Here is a 15,650-nt window from a genome sequence, read left to right as displayed (position 1 = left end):
GCTCGTAAGGAAAATTTGAAATGCGACCCATCAAGGACATCCTGAAGACCATGGAATATGGACCTTCCCCCGAAGCAAACGGCGATGTGAACCTATGGCTAGAACAGCATGACCGTTCCTTCGGCCACTATATCAACGGGACCTTTGTCAAACCGGAAGGCCGCAAGTCAATTGCGGTTGCCAATCCGGCCAATAGTGACAAGCTCGCCGAAATCATCTGCGGCAATGCCGAAGATGTCGATCAGGCGGTGAAAGCCGCCCGCACCGCTTTTGGCAAATGGTCCAAACTTTCGGGCTATGAGCGGGCCAAGTATCTCTATGCCATCGCGCGCCATATTCAGAAGCACGAGCGTTTTCTGGCCGTACTGGAAACCATGGACAACGGCAAGCCGATCCGCGAAACCCGCGACATCGACATTCCCCTCGCCGCCCGTCACTTCTATCACCATGCAGGCTGGGCCGAGATGGTGGAAGATGAGTTCAAGGGCTTTTCGCCCGTTGGCGTCTGCGGTCAGGTCATTCCGTGGAATTTCCCGCTTCTCATGCTTGCCTGGAAGATCGCACCAGCTTTGGCCGCCGGTAACACGGTCGTGCTGAAACCCGCCGATCTGACGCCACTTTCCGCCATTGCCTTTGCCGAGATCTGCCATGAAGTCGGCCTGCCCGCCGGTGTCGTCAACATCGTGCAGGGCGATGGCACCACCGGCGCGGAAATCTGCGGCCATGACGGCGTGGACAAGGTGGCCTTCACCGGTTCGACGCAGGTTGGCCGCGTCATTCGCGAGCAAATTGCCGGATCGGGCAAGAAGCTGTCGCTGGAACTGGGCGGAAAATCGCCCTTCATCGTCTTTGAAGATGCCGATCTTGACGCAGCCGTTGAAGGCGTGGTCGATGCCATCTGGTTCAATCAGGGCGAAGTCTGTTGCGCCGGGTCGCGCCTGCTCGTGCAGGAAGGCATTGCCGAGCGCTTCTATGCCAAGCTCAGAAAGCGTCTCGAAAGCTTGCGCGTCGGCGACCCGCTCGACAAATCCACCGATGTCGGCGCCATTGTTTCACCCGGTCAGGTGAAGCGCATTTCCGATCTTATCCAAAAGGGTATCGAGGAAGGCGGCGAGCTCTGGCAAACACCGAACCCGCTTCCGGCCAAAGGCAATTATATCGCCCCCGGCTTCTTCACCGATGTGGATCAGGCCTCAACCGTCTGTCAGGTGGAAATTTTTGGGCCGATTGCGGCAGCAACAACCTTCCGCACTCCCGATGAAGCCGTCTCGCTCGCCAACAATACGCGCTACGGGCTTGCCGCGTCGATCTGGTCTGAAAACATCAATGTCGCGCTCGATCTTGCTGCGCGGGTGAAGGCCGGTGTCGTCTGGATTAACTGCACCAACATGCTGGATGCAGGCGCAGGCTTCGGTGGCTACCGTGAAAGCGGGTTCGGTCGCGAAGGCGCACGCGAAGGCATGTACGAATATCTCGTCTCCGATTGGGAAAAGGCACTGTCCGCGACCAAGATTGCGGAAGCCTTCGTGCCATCAGCTTCGCCCTCCGGCGACGACAAGATCACCATCGGCGGTATCGACCGCACGATGAAGAACTATATTGGCGGCAAGCAGGCACGTCCGGATGGCGGCTACAGCTATTCGGTCACCGGCAAGGACGGCTCGGTCATCGGGCAGGCTGGCATCGGCAACCGCAAGGACATCCGCAATGCTGTGGAAGCTGCAAGCAAGGCTGGAAGCTGGGGCGCAGCCACTGCGCATAACCGGGCTCAGGTGCTCTATTATCTTGGCGAAAACCTCGATGCACGCCGCACGGATTTCGTGGCACGGCTGATCGAAAGCACCGGCATCAGCGAGAAAAAAGCGGAAGAGGAATTTGAAACCGCGCTGCGTCGGATTTTCTATTATGCCGCGCAGGCCGACAAGTTCGATGGTGCAGTTCATTCCACCAAGTCGCGTCATGTGACACTGGCGATGAACGAACCTTGGGGCGTGATGGGCATCGTCTGCCCTGATGAAGCGCCGCTTCTTTCGCTCGTTTCGCTGATACTTCCCGCCATTGCCATGGGCAACCGCACGGTGGTCGTGCCTTCGAGCCGTCATCCGCTGATCGCAGGTGATTTCTATCAGGTGCTCGACACATCCGACGTGCCGGGCGGCGTGGTCAATATCGCCACCGGTGAACGCGATCTTCTCACGAAGACGCTTGCCGAACATGATGAGGTTGCAGCGCTCTGGTATTTCGGTTCACGCGAAGGCAGCGCAATGGCCGAAAAGGCTTCTGCCGGAAACCTCAAGGCCACATGGGTCAGCAATGGCCGCTTGCCGAACTGGCTCAACAAGACCGAAGGACAGGGCCGGGATTATCTGCGCCATGCCATTCAGGTGAAGAATATCTGGGTGCCATACGGGGCATAAGAAGAAAGGCCCGGTCACAGTGACCGGGCCTTTCTTCTCTCAATACCCTCACCAGCTCTAAAGCCGGATCACATATTCCTTGCGTGTGGTTTCGATCACTTCCCAAGTGCCCTTAAAGCCGGGACGAATGACAAAGCTGTCGCCCGCTTTAAGTGTGCGCGCTTCACCACCCTCTTCCGTCAAGACCGAATGACCAGCGAGAATATGACAAAACTCCCATTCGTCATATTCAACACGCCATTTGCCCGGCGAGCTTTCCCATATGCCTGCGAAGAGCGTGCCATCAGCAGTTTCTTCGAGGTTCCATGTGCGGGAACGCGGATCGCCGGACAGCACACGCTCCGGCAAAGGCGCGCCCTCCTCTGGTTCAACGTCAGTCAGCTCGAAATCAACAAGCAAGCTCATCACATCAGACCTTGGCAAGCGCCTGTTCGATATCTGCGATGATGTCATCCGCATCTTCGATACCGATAGAGAGGCGAACCACTTCTGGACCGGCACCGGCGGCAACCTTCTGTTCGTCGGTCAACTGACGATGGGTCGTTGATGCCGGGTGAATGACCAGCGAACGCGTGTCGCCAATGTTCGCGAGCAGGGAGAACAAATCGAGGTTGTCAACGAATTTGACGCCTGCATCATAACCGCCCTTCAGGCCAAAGGTGAAAACAGAACCTGCACCCTTCGGTGAGTATTTCTTCTGCAACGCGTTGAACTTGTCGCTCGGAAGACCAGCATAGCTCACCCATGACACTTTGTCGTGGTTGCTCAACCAGGTCGCGACCTTGAGGGCATTGTCACTATGGCGCTGCATACGCAGCGGAAGTGTTTCAACGCCCGTCAAGATCTGGAATGCATTGAACGGCGAGATTGCAGGACCAAAGTCACGCAGACCCAGCACCCGAGCCGCAATTGCGAAAGAGATATTGCCGAATGTCTTGTGGATTTCGAGACCTGCATAATCAGGACGCGGCTCTGTCAAAAGCGGATAATTGCCCGACTTTGCCCAATCGAATGTTCCTGCATCGACGAGAATGCCGCCCATCGAATTGCCATGTCCGCCGATGAACTTCGTCAGCGAATGCACAACAATGTCCGCGCCGTGTTCAATCGGGCGGATCAGATAAGGTGACGCCAGCGTGTTGTCGACAATCAGCGGCAATCCGTGCTTGTGTGCGACTTCAGCAATAGCTGCGATATCTGTCACAATGCCGCCCGGATTTGCAAAGCTTTCAATGAAGATTGCGCGGGTGCGCTCATCAATATGCTTTTCGAAGTCCGCTGGATCAGTTGCTTCGGCCCAACGCACCTGCCAGCCAAACGATTTGAAAGCCTGGCCAAACTGGTTCATCGAACCGCCGTAGAGCTTGTTAGCGGCGATGAAATTATCACCTGGCTGTAGCAGGCAATGGAAGATCAGCAATTGTGCCGCATGGCCCGATGCCGTGGCAACAGCAGCTGTCCCACCTTCAAGTGCGGCAATGCGCTCTTCCAGAACAGCGGTGGTCGGATTGGTAATCCGCGTATAGATATTGCCGAAAGCCTGCAGGCCAAATAGAGAGGCTGCATGGTCGGCATCTTCAAACACGAAAGACGTTGTCTGATAGATCGGCGTCGCACGTGCACCCGTCGTCGGATCGGGTTTTGCGCCCGCATGGATTGCCAGTGTTTCGATGCCGGGTGAGCGTTTGGACATAAGTTCCTCCTGACAGTCTATGCCAAATAATTCGAGTGGACGTTAGGCTGTGCCACAAAGAAAGCAAAGGAGGAATTTGCGCCAAACTACGCAATCGCGGAAATTAATTCCCGAACTATAAATCATCGCATGAGGCGCGGATATTCAATGGCCGGGCAGCGGTCCATTACCACTTTCAGGCCTGCTTCTTCCGCCCGCCTTGCGGCCTCTTCATGCACAACGTCAAGCTGGGTCCAAAGAACCGTTGGCCGTTGTTTCATGGCAAGAATTTCATCCACAATGTCCGGAAGCGAATGTGACGCGCGGAAAACGTCCACCATATCGACCGGCACATCAATATCGGCGAGATTGGCCACCACTTGCTGCCCATGGATACTCTTTCCCACCTGCCCGGGATTAACGGGAATGACATTGTATCCCCGATCAAGCAAAAACTTCATGACGCCGTTGCTGGGGCGCTCGGGCTTGGGCGATGCACCAAGAAGCGCAATCGTTTTGACGGACTCAAGAATTTCGCGAATCTGATTGTCTGAAGACGCTTGCATTTGGCTCCTCCGCTGCAAATTCAGGGCCAGAGCGGTCTCGTTAAGATTGAAACGTTGGGACTGCTCTATCTATTTTGCTTCGCACTATCCTACGCAAAACGGCTGCGCACTTTTGCTGGAAATGCTTTATTTTTTGCATATCGCAACGCGTGCTTGCAAGATTGGCCAAACTCCCCCTATTCCTTATTATAAGGGAGAGAACATGAATATCAGCACTGCACACCATGCGGCCTTGAGCCCGGTCATGAATATCGACGATTTACGCCTCTTCATGAAGCGCGAATTTCCGCAGCTCGATGACAGTTTTGAGATCGTCTCTATCGACGACGGTGCAGCGACCATGCACCTCCGCGCCAACGATCAGCACTTGCGCCCCGGTGGCACCGTTTCAGGCCCTTCCCTTTTCGCACTTGCAGATGTGGCAGCTTATGCAGCAATCCTCGGGCATATCGGGCCAGTCGCGCTCGCAGTGACCACAAATCTCAATATCAATTTCCTCCGCAAAGCCACTCCGGGAACGGTGCAGGCAATAGCGAGGATTCTCAAACTCGGAAAGCGTTTGGCCGTATTGGAAATAAGCCTGACCAGTGATGAGACAAATGAGCTGATCGCCCATGCGACTGCGACTTATTCCATTCCACCACGATAAAAAGATAAGGTATTATAATACCAATATTATAACCAATTGTTTTTATTGATTTTTTAAAAGGTCGCTGCGAAAACAGTGCTTGACGACCTTCCAGAGTTTGTGTATCGACCCGCCCAGTGCGTATGGAAGTTCGCTTCCTAACGTCCTTAGGGTTGGCCGCCTTATGATAGGCGTGACCAACACAAGCAACAAGAAAAGCCCGGATCGTAAGATCGGGGATTAAGTCAAGGAAGACTTCAATGGCAACTTTTTCTCAGAAGCCAGCCGAAGTGGTGAAGAAGTGGATTCTGATCGACGCAGAAGGTCTCGTCGTCGGTCGTCTCGCATCCCTCGTCGCCAATCGCCTGCGCGGTAAGCACAAAGCAACCTTCACCCCGCACGTTGACGATGGCGACAATGTCATCATCATCAATGCCGACAAGGTTGTTCTGACCGGCAAGAAGTACACCGACAAGGTTTACTACTGGCACACTGGCCATCCAGGTGGCATCAAGGAACGTACTGCTCGCCAAATTCTCGAAGGCCGTTTCCCGGAACGCGTTCTTGAAAAGGCTATCGAGCGTATGATCCCACGTGGTCCACTCGGTCGTCGCCAGATGAAGAACCTGCGCGTTTATGCAGGTGCAGATCATCAGCATGAAGCTCAGCAGCCAGAAGTTCTGGACGTTGCAGCGCTGAACCGCAAGAACAAAGGGAATGCATAATCATGGCTGAGCAGCTCAACTCGCTCGAAGAACTCGGCAGCGTAGTCGCCGAACAGGCCGCTCCGGTTCATGTTCAGAAGATCGACGCTCAGGGCCGCGCTTATGCGACCGGCAAGCGTAAAGACGCGATTGCTCGCGTTTGGGTCAAGCCAGGTTCCGGCAAGATCACTGTAAACGGCAAAGAATTTGCTGCGTATTTCGCACGTCCGGTTCTGCAGATGATCCTGCAGCAGCCAATCGTTGCGTCGAACCGCGCTGGTCAGTTCGATGTTGTCGCAACTGTTGTTGGCGGCGGTCTTTCCGGTCAGGCCGGTGCAGTTCGTCACGGCATCTCCAAGGCACTCACCTACTACGAACCAGGCCTTCGCACGGTTCTTAAGAAGGGTGGCTTCCTTACTCGCGATAGCCGCGTTGTTGAACGTAAGAAGTACGGTAAGGCCAAGGCTCGCCGTTCTTTCCAGTTCTCCAAGCGCTAATACGCTTAGGGCCAGTTCTCAAAGCGCTAATATTTGTCGCTTTGGAATTACAGAAAAGCGGACCTTCGGGTCCGCTTTTTTTGTTTTCGAATATCTGAATTGCTTTAGCCTGCCCATGCGCGAATGGTTTTGCGGTTAATCTCCAGCTGTTTCGCAACAGGCTGTTTGTAATAGTGCGGCGCCATGCCGGAAATCCAATCTCCATAGCTTGGATTTGGCAGCATGAAAAATTTCGTACCGAACACTTCGCTATTGGCTGCGACGAAAGTGCGGCGCTGCTGGTTATTCTTATGATAAGTGGCGCTTCCGAAATCATTCAGATTGTCACCAACATAGACCACCACATCGAAGCCAGCTGCTTTGACGGCATCAAAACGCGCCTGTTTGTTGGATTGGCCACTATTGAGAAGCAGGGTCTTGGCCGAGACCCCGGGAAAGCCTAACTTCCTGATGTTGGCGGCTGTATGGTCAAATGATTTGGCATCGCGGTTCGTAACATAGAACATCGTGCCTCCATGCGAATTCACATAGCGCGCAAATTCGACAGCACCCGGGATAGGTCGCGCCTGTTCGGCAGCCATCCAACGACCCCAGGTTTTCTCCGTGTAAGGCACATTGTGCTGGATGCGCCATCCGGCATAAGCCGAATTGTCGATCATCGTCTCATCAAGATCAACGATCACTGCTTTCCTGCGTCCCTTGCGGACCTTTGCCGTATCGAACGCTTTACGCGCACCGTTAAAGGCCTGATAGGCAAGTGCATCATATTCGCCGGATTGTTGCATCCAGTTGAGCGCACTCACATTCTGCTGCTCCAATTGATAGCGAGCCGCGCTCTGGTCGGTCACACAGCCAGACAGCACTGCAGAACAAGCAAGCGCGATTGAAATTGGAAATACTGCTTTCTTCATAAAGTCCCTCTCTGAAAGAGAAGTATTTGCCAACACGCTCTGTGTTCTCACAATCGCGGTTTATCGCTCGCGCAATCTTGCACCCTTGGTATGACGGGCAGCGCTCTAATTATTGAACTTGCGCATCGTGCTTTCGAAAAATCGATTCCAATTTTGGGGCCGATGCCGCAGACGCAGTTGCAAGCCCCGGCGACAGCATTCATGAAGAGTGCAGTCTAAATTCCGCGATAATGGAACGCCCCATGCCTAGGATTGAACGCTTCGCCAACACGCCGCAACCGCCCTACTTTGTTGTATCATTCTCGTCGCAACGCTTCGGTGATGATGATGGCTATGGTGAAATGGCCGAGCGACGGATTTGAAGATAGAGCGCGTCGCACTTAATCGTAACCATTACGATCGCTCTATCTTTTTTGTTTTTACGCATGTCGTTATCGGAAAACCGGTTCCCACTTTTCCGCGACATGCTTTAAAACCGCATAAAGCAATCTCCCATTTTGCTTCGTGAAGCGCTATGAGAGTTGAGACGCCATCCGGGAGCCGGCCATGCCCTCTAAGACGATTGACCATGCTTTCACTGCCCGCAGCCTGAACAGTGCTGCCACTGACCCCACCCACGCGGGTGTGTTGTCATTCATGCGGCGCCTTTATAGTAAGTCGCTGAAAGGGGCCGAAGCCGTCGTATGGGGCATTCCGTTTGATGCAGCAGTTTCCAACCGGCCCGGCGCACGGTTTGGTCCGCAAGCGATCCGTCGTGCATCGGCCATTTTCGATAATGATCCGCAATATCCGTTTGAGCGCGATCTGTTCGAAAATCTCGCTGTCATCGACTACGGTGACTGTCTGCTCGATTACGGCAACCATTATAAGACGCCAGCAACGATTGAGCGTGAAGCCGCGAAAATCCTCAAATCTGATGCATTTTTGCTAACACTTGGTGGCGATCACTTCGTGACATGGCCGCTTCTCAAAGCTCATGCAGCAAAATATGGCCCGGTGGCATTGGTGCAATTCGATGCGCATCAGGATACATGGTTTGACGATGGTAAGCGGATCGATCACGGTTCTTTTGTAGCCCGTGCCGTGCGAGATGGAATTATCGATCTTGAACATTCGATCCAGATCGGCATCCGGACGCACGCGCCGGAAGACTGCGGTATCAAGATCATCTATGGCCATGAAGTTGAGGATATGTCGGCGCAGGCAATCGCCGACGAGATTCTCAAACGCACAGCTGGCAAAAAGACCTATCTGACGTTCGACATCGATTGTCTTGATCCGGCCTTTGCACCGGGAACCGGAACACCCGTTGCTGGTGGTCCCTCTTCGGCAAAGATGCTTTCCGTGCTTCGCAAGCTGACGACTCTTGATTTTGTGGGTGCCGATGTGGTCGAGGTTGCACCGGCTTATGATCATGCTGATATAACGGCAATCGCTGGAGCGACCATTGCAATGTATTATCTTGGGCTTCTGGCTGAGCAAAAAGCACGACGACGATAGATACAACTCAGAAACAGATTCAAGCAGCTCAAAAATTGATTCCGAATATTAGCGTAACTTTCTGAAATTTAAAGGCAAAGCGCATGAAACCGAAAATCTTCATCGACGGCGAACACGGCACAACCGGTCTGCAAATCCGCAGCCGCCTTGCCGAGCGCGACGATCTTGAAGTTATTTCCATCCCGGAAGCCGAGCGTCGCAACAAGGATTTGCGCGCCGACTATCTGCGCTCTGCTGATATTGCAATCCTGTGCCTACCCGATGACGCTTCCAAAGAAGCAGTTTCGTTGCTCGAAGGTCACAACGCGACCCGGATCATCGATACGTCGACCGCTCATCGTGTGCATTCTGATTGGGCCTACGGCTTTGCAGAACTTGCCAAGGGTCAGCGTGAACGCATCGCAGAAGCACGCCTCGTCGCTAATCCGGGCTGCTATCCGACCGGCGCAATCGCCCTCGTCCGTCCATTGCGCGATGCGGGCCTGCTGGCTGCGGATTATCCGATCAGCGTCAATGCAGTTTCCGGCTATACCGGCGGCGGCAAGCAGATGATTGCGCAGATGGAGGACAAGAACCATCCGGAGCATCTTGCGGCCAACAATTTCCTTTACGGTCTGCCGCTGCGTCACAAGCACGTTGCTGAACTGCAATTGCATGGCCGTCTGGATCGCCGCCCGCTCTTCAGCCCAAGCGTCGGCCGTTTCCCGCAGGGTATGATCGTTCAGGTTCCGCTGTTTGTTACTGAGCTTGAAGGTACTCCTTCACTTAAGGATATTCATGCCGCTCTGACCGCACATTATGCCGGGCAGAATATTGTAGAAGTGGTTTCGCTTGAAGAAAGCAGCCAACTGCCGCGTGTCGATGCGGAAGAGCTTGCTGGCCAGGATGGCATGAAGCTTTTCGTGTTTGGTACGGAAGGTGACAATCAGGTCAATCTCGTGGCGCTCCTCGACAATCTCGGCAAGGGCGCATCGGGTGCCGCTGTTCAGAACATGAACCTGATGCTCGGCGAGGCCTAAAGCAGGTCTCCCAAAAGTGGGGACCGGTTTTGGGAATAAAGACATGCTTAAAAACAAAAACTTAAGGCCGATATTCCCTGCCGAATGGAATATCGGCACTTATGAGCCGCTCGCGGACACGCATTCAAGCCTCGTCTGGAAAGTCGAACGCAACGACTTTCCGGGCGAGGCCTTTGTTATCAAACAGCTGAAACCTGCCGGAATGGAGGAACTGCGCGGCGCGCATTATCTCGACTGGCAGGACGGCCATGGTGCCGCACGATTATACAGCCTCAATGGCACATCGATGCTGCTTGAATATGCAGGTGACTATCACCTTGACGAGTACTTGAAACGCGGCAAGGATGCCGAATGTTTGCAGATATTCGGCGAGGTTCTGAACGCGCTGCACACGCCCTCTCCTGCCCCGATACCGGCTGATTTGCAACCACTGGACAAGCATTTTTCCGGTCTCTTCGCAGTAGCAAACGAAAGCTCCATCTATGCGGATGGCACAGCGGTCGCGAAGTGCCTGCTGGCGACGCCGCATAAGGCCATTCCGCTGCATGGCGATATTCACCACGAGAACATAATCAAGGGACCGCGCGGGTGGCTCGCCATCGATCCGCATGGAATTGTCGGCGACGCTGCCTTCGATGCCGCCAACATCTTCTACAATCCGCTTGACCGGGACGATCTCTGCCTCGACCTTGAACGCGCCCGACACATGGCAGAGCATTTCGCGCCGATCCTCAAATGCAATCCCGCTTATGTCCTCGATTACGCATTTGCGTATGGCTGCCTCTCCGCCGCCTGGCATCGCGAAGACGGCAATGATGCCGATGAAGCGCGCGAGCTGAAAATTGCTTCCGCGCTAAGGCATCTGCGTCAGACAGCTTACTCTTTGTAAGCGCCCTTGGTTGCGCGCCAGTGTGCAACGGCGAAAGCCAGAACCATCAGGGCCACAAACTGGTGCGTCAAGCCAAGATCCAGGGGCACGCTCATCAGGAGCGTCGCGATTCCAATCGCTGCCTGCACCATTATCAGGCCGAGCAAAACGATCGTACGGCGGGCATGGGTGGTTGCTGCCGCATTTTTCCAAACCTGCACAGCATGAACAACCGCCAGAACCAGAACTGTGTAGGCAAACATGCGATGCACAAACTGTACTGTCTTGGGATTTTCAAACAGATTGCGCCACCATGGCGACTGGATGAACAAGTCTGACGGGATGATCGCACCGTCCATCAGCGGCCAGGTATTGTAGGTAAGACCGGCATGGAGCCCGGCGACAAGACCACCAAGATAGATCTGCACCAACACGGCAAAAACCAGCCAGCCAGCAAAACGCTGGATAGACCGTTCCGCCGGGCGCTCCGTATAAGTGACCAGCCCTCGCGCTATATAGAACACCGCCGTTATGATGACGCAGGCTGTCGTCAGGTGGATGGCAAGGCGATACTGGCTGACACTGGTAAGCTCGCTCAGTCCCGATGCAACCATCCACCAGCCGATAGCACCCTGAAAGCCGCCCAGCGCCAGAAGGCCAAGCATCCGGTATTTAAGACTGCTGTTCAGGCGTCCGGTAAGCCAGAAGAAGGCAAGTGGAATTGCAACCAGAAAACCCACGAAGCGCGCGAGCATGCGATGCGCCCATTCCCACCAGAAGATGGACTGGAATGCTTCGAGCGACATGCCCTTATTGATCTGCTGATATTGCGGAATCTGGCGGTACTTATCGAACTCTTCCAGCCATTCGGCATGGTTGAGTGGAGGAATAACACCATGGATCGGTTTCCATTCAGTGATCGACAGGCCAGAGCCTGTCATGCGCGTCGCGCCACCGACCATGACAATAGCGATCAGAACGACAAAAACCGCATAGAGCCAATAACGGATCAGTCGACGGTTTTTATCCTCGCCGGATCTCACTGTGCCCTGCCCTTCATGTCGAACGGAAATTGCCGCCATGCCATTTTATCCCTGACTGTTCATCTCGCCGATACATGCCGCATAGGAGAAGCGGTTACAAGCCAGGTTCACGCGACATGCCGACGCGTTTTCTCTTCCTTTGCGCGTCCTCACAAGCTAGTGAAGGAGAGAATAGAGGAGAATGACATGCCCGTTCGGCTGAAAAAACTCATAGGCACATTTCTGCTGGTTGCTCTTGTGATCGTCTATGCAGTTTTTGCAACAATCATAGCCGTAGCCCAGCTTGGCAATTCGCCTGCATGGGTGCATCTCCTTTACTTCTTTTTCACCGGTATTCTCTGGGTATTGCCCGCTATGGGGATCATCTGGTGGATGGCTCAGCCCCCACGCCCAAAACGCCGATGATTCATTTGCGGGGGCAAACGAAACGTGACTGAAGAAGCCGGAGCCAGTCTGACGCCACGTCTCATTACCGACTACGCACAACTGCGTGACTTTTGGTCGAAGCCGGGTGCGCTACATGGCAATGCGCAAACTTTCGACTGGATCGACTGCTGGCGCAGACATGTCAATCCGGACAGTCTGGTGGCCGGTCTGTTTACCGACGACACGCCGATTATGTTGCTGCCACTTGAGGCTGTCAGCGTGAATGGCGCACGTGTGTTGCGCTATCCGGGCGGAAGTCACGCAAACTGTAACTTCCCCTGGCTTGACGGTTCGGTCGACCACGCATCCGTCGGCCAGCTTGTGTCGGCCATTCGAACCGCTCGGCCCGATATCGATGTACTTTCGCTAACGAGGCAACTGCCCTTTCTATCGGGTCAAGATAACCCTTTATTGCAGTTGAAGAATATCGAGAACCCCAATCCTGTGCTTGCTGCGTCTCTCGGACATGGTTTTGATGCCGTGCTTGGGCGGAGCAATACAAAGCGGAAACTCAAAAAGCATCGTCAGCATGGACGTCGTTATGAAGAATCCGGCGGTTGGCGCATTTACGCCCCGCAGTCTCGTAAAGAAGCCGATGAGATACTCGATACTTTCTTTGCTCTCAAAGCGCATCGTTTCAAGCAAATGGGGATCCGTGATCCTTTTGCCGGTGCGCATATTCAGGCGTTCTTCAAAGAGCTCTACGGCAATGCAGCCGAAAGCCAGAACGCGGTGTATCGACTGCAAATTCTTGAAGTCGGTGGCAAGATCCGCTCGCTTATAGGTAAAGCCTTCTCAAAAGATGGTCCGACCGTTGAGTTCAACGCGATAGCGGATGACGAATTAACGACTGCCAGCCCCGGCGAGTTTCTGTTTTATGAAGATATCAAGAAAAGCTGCGACGCTGAACTGCCAGTCTATAGTTTCGGTATTGGCGATGAACCCTATAAGCGAGAATGGTGCGATATTGAATCGCGCATCTACGACGCCTTTGTCCCATTGACGACCAAAGGCAAAGCATTCACCGCTCTGCAATCAATACGCAGCCAAGCCGTCGCAACGGTCAAAAGCAATCCCCGCCTATGGCAGTTCGCGAAAGCACTCCGCAGCAAACTGGCAAAGCGCTTCCCATTTTGATTCAAATGACAGTGCTATCTTGTTGATCGTGAATCGAAATCAGGCCGTTGGTTGCGGTGCATTAGGGTTTGGGTCCGTTGCGCGCTCAGGAGTGTCCGTCAGAATGATGACGTCTTCATAGCCACCCTGATCCATATCAAGTGCCGCCGTGACAACGCTGTTGTCGTCGGGGTCGACAATATTCATGATGACGATCGCTGGACCATCTGCAATACGGCGTATCTGCCGCGATGTAGACGGACCGCATTCAACCACCACGAAATCATAAACCGTTTCCAGCGCATCTAGAATGTATGGCAGGCGATCAGCCGAACGCATCGCGTTCTCCGGCGGCACGTTTCCTAGCGGCATGACATGCGCCTGAGAATAGTGATCTGTATGAATGACATCGTTGAAGCGCCGTTCGCCAGCCAGAAGCTCTGTAATACCGGCTCGGCTGTTGCCGTCGAGCATAACCAGCCCCAGCGTGCCGAAGGCCGTCATATCGATCAGAATAGCGCGTTTGCCCCGGTCTGCCAGCTCCCGCAGCAGACGCACTGTTGTAGCGGACGCGTTATCACCTTCCGGAGATACCGCAATAACCCGCTTCAAACTGCCGTCAATCAGGCGGTTGGCCACCGTCTTCACGCCATTTGGATTTTCTGGCGCGTCTTCCTCAGAGACAATTTTGGATTCCGACATGAAAGGCGAAGTCCAGCGTCGCACAGGCTTACCGACAGCCCCGAGTTCTCTTTCCGAAAGTGGGGTAAAAGCCATGTCGGTTGCGGCTTCAATCACTGGCATCTCAATTTCTGCTGCTGCGATACGGCGCCCATCCACGGTGACAAAGGCACGTCCACTGAACAATTCACGGAGCAGTACGAAAATCGAAAGGAGCAACAATCCAGCAACGAAGGTTGCGCTGACAACCGGCAAGGTTTTTGGATAATAGGGCAATCCCGGCGCATCAGCGCGTGAGAAAATCCGCGCGTCGGCAGGGACATAATTGCGATCCGTACGCGAAGCAGCTTCGCGATAGCGTGTCAGATAGGTTTCAAGAAGTTGGCGTTGTGCAGCTGCTTCACGTTCAAGCGCCCGGAGTTCGACTTCCTGCTCGCCCGCCTGAGCTGCCTGTGCCTTGACACGATTTAGCTCACGGTTGAGCTCATCTTCGCGCAATCTTGCAGCACTCACCTCATTATTGAGGCTCGCCAACAGCTTACGCCCTTCCGAATTGATCTGCCGGTCGAGGTCGGCGAGTTGCGAGCGCAGAGACTTGATACGCGGATGGCCTTCGAGCAGCGTCACCGAAAGATCAGCAATCTGCGAATTGAGCTGAACGCGGCGTTCAGAAAGGCGCTGCATCATACCGGACGCTACAACATCAGGCAGGGTATCAACCGGGACACCGGCTGCAAGCGCTCGGCGAATGCTTTCCGCTTTTGCTTCAGACGTCGCACGGCTTGAACGCAGCCGCGTCAATTCCGTCGAGACTTCGGATAGCTGCTGGGTGGCAATGGTGCTGTTTGTCTGCCCCGTCAAAAGGCCATTCGCTGCACGATAGTCTGCGACCTTCTTTTCCGAATCCCGTACTCTGCCGCGCAAATCCTCGATTTCTGGCGCAAGCCAACCGGTTGCATCATCATTAGACTGGAGTTTTGCAGCACTTTGCAGCGCGATATAAGCGTCAGCCACGGCATTGGCGACGTCGGCTGCTTCCTGTGGATTTGCAGACGTATATTGGATGACGATCACACGTGAACCGGTGACGTTGAAAACCTGTAAATTCTGGCGCAGCTTTTGCTGCACGCGCTCTTCAGGTGTCAAACTGGCCGGATTGTTGCGCATGCCAAGAAGAATCAAAGCGCGCGTCCAAGGCTTTATATTTGTTGAGGTAAATGTATCATTGTCTGTGAGTTTCAGCTTGTCGGAAACCTGTTTCAACAGATCTCCAGAAGTCAGCACTTCGACCTGGCTTTTCACCCCTTCCGGGTCCATCAACGGTCGCTCAGTTGTAGCTTCACCATTTGGACGTGTAAAAACGGATTCGCGAGATTCGATCAGAATACGGGTCTCAGCGCGATAATCAGGCGTCAGAAGGAGGCAAATGATCCAGGCAAGCACTGCCATAATGACCGCGCCGCTGACAATCAAAAGCCAATTGCGACGCAAGCTCGAAAAGAGCGCGCCAATATCAATATCTGCGTCTTTCGACAGCCTATCGACTCCAGACATTCTCATACTCCGCCCGATGCTCCGCCCAACACTTCGGAGGCGCGGTAC

The 15,650-nt window shown here is 54.1% G+C and carries 15 protein-coding genes; 9 read left to right on the top strand and 6 right to left on the bottom strand.

Annotated elements, in window-relative coordinates; translation table 11 throughout:
• The first annotated feature begins 20 nt into the window (after window positions 1–20).
• Window positions 21–2,417, top strand: coding sequence for an aldehyde dehydrogenase family protein (locus CEV33_RS18590; RefSeq protein ID WP_167388182.1), 2,397 nt, complete (start codon window positions 21–23; stop codon window positions 2,415–2,417).
• A 57-nt stretch (window positions 2,418–2,474) separates the two neighbouring features.
• Here the strand turns inward: CEV33_RS18590 and CEV33_RS18585 are convergent, their stop codons facing one another.
• From CEV33_RS18585 to CEV33_RS18575, 3 genes are all read right to left on the bottom strand, one after another.
• Window positions 2,475–2,822 carry a cupin domain-containing protein gene (locus CEV33_RS18585; protein WP_094541894.1) on the bottom strand — a complete coding sequence of 116 codons (348 nt, stop codon included), beginning with the start codon at window positions 2,820–2,822 and terminating at the stop codon, window positions 2,475–2,477.
• Between the two features lie 4 nt (window positions 2,823–2,826).
• Complete coding sequence (locus CEV33_RS18580) at window positions 2,827–4,110, bottom strand: O-acetylhomoserine aminocarboxypropyltransferase (protein ID WP_094541893.1); 1,284 nt, start codon at window positions 4,108–4,110, stop codon at window positions 2,827–2,829.
• A gap of 122 nt (window positions 4,111–4,232) precedes the next feature.
• The gene (locus CEV33_RS18575; RefSeq protein ID WP_094541892.1) at window positions 4,233–4,655 is read right to left on the bottom strand and encodes a CoA-binding protein; all 423 of its coding nucleotides are present in this window, start codon (window positions 4,653–4,655) and stop codon (window positions 4,233–4,235) included.
• 202 nt (window positions 4,656–4,857) lie between these two features.
• Between CEV33_RS18575 and CEV33_RS18570 the strand changes: the two genes are divergently transcribed.
• The 3 genes from CEV33_RS18570 to rpsI all read left to right on the top strand — a co-directional run bounded on the left by CEV33_RS18570 (window position 4,858) and on the right by rpsI (window position 6,484).
• Window positions 4,858–5,304 carry a PaaI family thioesterase gene (locus tag CEV33_RS18570; RefSeq protein WP_094541891.1) on the top strand — a complete coding sequence of 149 codons (447 nt, stop codon included), beginning with the start codon at window positions 4,858–4,860 and terminating at the stop codon, window positions 5,302–5,304.
• A gap of 239 nt (window positions 5,305–5,543) precedes the next feature.
• Window positions 5,544–6,008, top strand: a complete 465-nt coding sequence (gene rplM, locus CEV33_RS18565; RefSeq protein ID WP_024897454.1) for a 50S ribosomal protein L13 — start codon at window positions 5,544–5,546, stop codon at window positions 6,006–6,008.
• Between the two features lie 2 nt (window positions 6,009–6,010).
• Window positions 6,011–6,484, top strand: coding sequence for a 30S ribosomal protein S9 (gene rpsI / locus CEV33_RS18560; RefSeq protein WP_036567214.1), 474 nt, complete (start codon window positions 6,011–6,013; stop codon window positions 6,482–6,484).
• Window positions 6,485–6,588: 104 nt separating this feature from the next.
• On the opposite strand, the gene CEV33_RS18555 is transcribed toward rpsI, so the two are convergent.
• The gene (locus CEV33_RS18555) at window positions 6,589–7,395 is read right to left on the bottom strand and encodes a 5'-nucleotidase, lipoprotein e(P4) family (RefSeq protein WP_094541890.1); all 807 of its coding nucleotides are present in this window, start codon (window positions 7,393–7,395) and stop codon (window positions 6,589–6,591) included.
• A 546-nt stretch (window positions 7,396–7,941) separates the two neighbouring features.
• Between CEV33_RS18555 and speB the strand changes: the two genes are divergently transcribed.
• The 3 genes from speB to CEV33_RS18535 all read left to right on the top strand — a co-directional run bounded on the left by speB (window position 7,942) and on the right by CEV33_RS18535 (window position 10,803).
• Complete coding sequence (gene speB / locus CEV33_RS18545) at window positions 7,942–8,895, top strand: agmatinase (RefSeq protein ID WP_094541889.1); 954 nt, start codon at window positions 7,942–7,944, stop codon at window positions 8,893–8,895.
• 83 nt (window positions 8,896–8,978) lie between these two features.
• A complete protein-coding gene (argC, locus tag CEV33_RS18540; protein WP_094541888.1) occupies window positions 8,979–9,914 on the top strand; it encodes an N-acetyl-gamma-glutamyl-phosphate reductase in 936 nt (311 codons plus the stop codon).
• A gap of 43 nt (window positions 9,915–9,957) precedes the next feature.
• Entirely contained in the window at window positions 9,958–10,803 is an 846-nt protein-coding gene (locus CEV33_RS18535) for an aminoglycoside phosphotransferase family protein (protein ID WP_094541887.1), read from the top strand.
• Here the strand turns inward: CEV33_RS18535 and CEV33_RS18530 are convergent.
• Window positions 10,791–11,864, bottom strand: a complete 1,074-nt coding sequence (locus CEV33_RS18530; protein ID WP_094541886.1) for a COX15/CtaA family protein — start codon at window positions 11,862–11,864, stop codon at window positions 10,791–10,793. The two genes, CEV33_RS18535 and CEV33_RS18530, sit on opposite strands and share 13 nt — an antisense overlap.
• Window positions 11,865–12,011: 147 nt before the next feature.
• On the opposite strand from CEV33_RS18530, the gene CEV33_RS18525 reads away from it, so the two are divergent.
• On the top strand, window positions 12,012–12,230 hold the full coding sequence (locus CEV33_RS18525; protein WP_024897446.1) for a DUF2842 domain-containing protein: 219 nt from the start codon (window positions 12,012–12,014) through the stop codon (window positions 12,228–12,230).
• 24 nt (window positions 12,231–12,254) lie between these two features.
• Window positions 12,255–13,388: a GNAT family N-acetyltransferase gene (locus tag CEV33_RS18520; RefSeq protein WP_094541885.1), complete on the top strand. Its 1,134-nt coding sequence runs from the start codon at window positions 12,255–12,257 to the stop codon at window positions 13,386–13,388.
• Window positions 13,389–13,427: 39 nt separating this feature from the next.
• Here CEV33_RS18520 and CEV33_RS18515 read toward each other — a convergent pair whose 3' ends face one another.
• Complete coding sequence (locus CEV33_RS18515) at window positions 13,428–15,602, bottom strand: GumC family protein (RefSeq protein ID WP_094541884.1); 2,175 nt, start codon at window positions 15,600–15,602, stop codon at window positions 13,428–13,430.
• Window positions 15,603–15,650: the final 48 nt, after the last annotated feature.

The sequence above is a fragment of the Brucella grignonensis genome, assembly GCF_002252505.1.
GTDB lineage: Bacteria > Pseudomonadota > Alphaproteobacteria > Rhizobiales > Rhizobiaceae > Brucella > Brucella grignonensis.
This window is presented reverse-complemented; position numbering and strand designations above follow the sequence as displayed.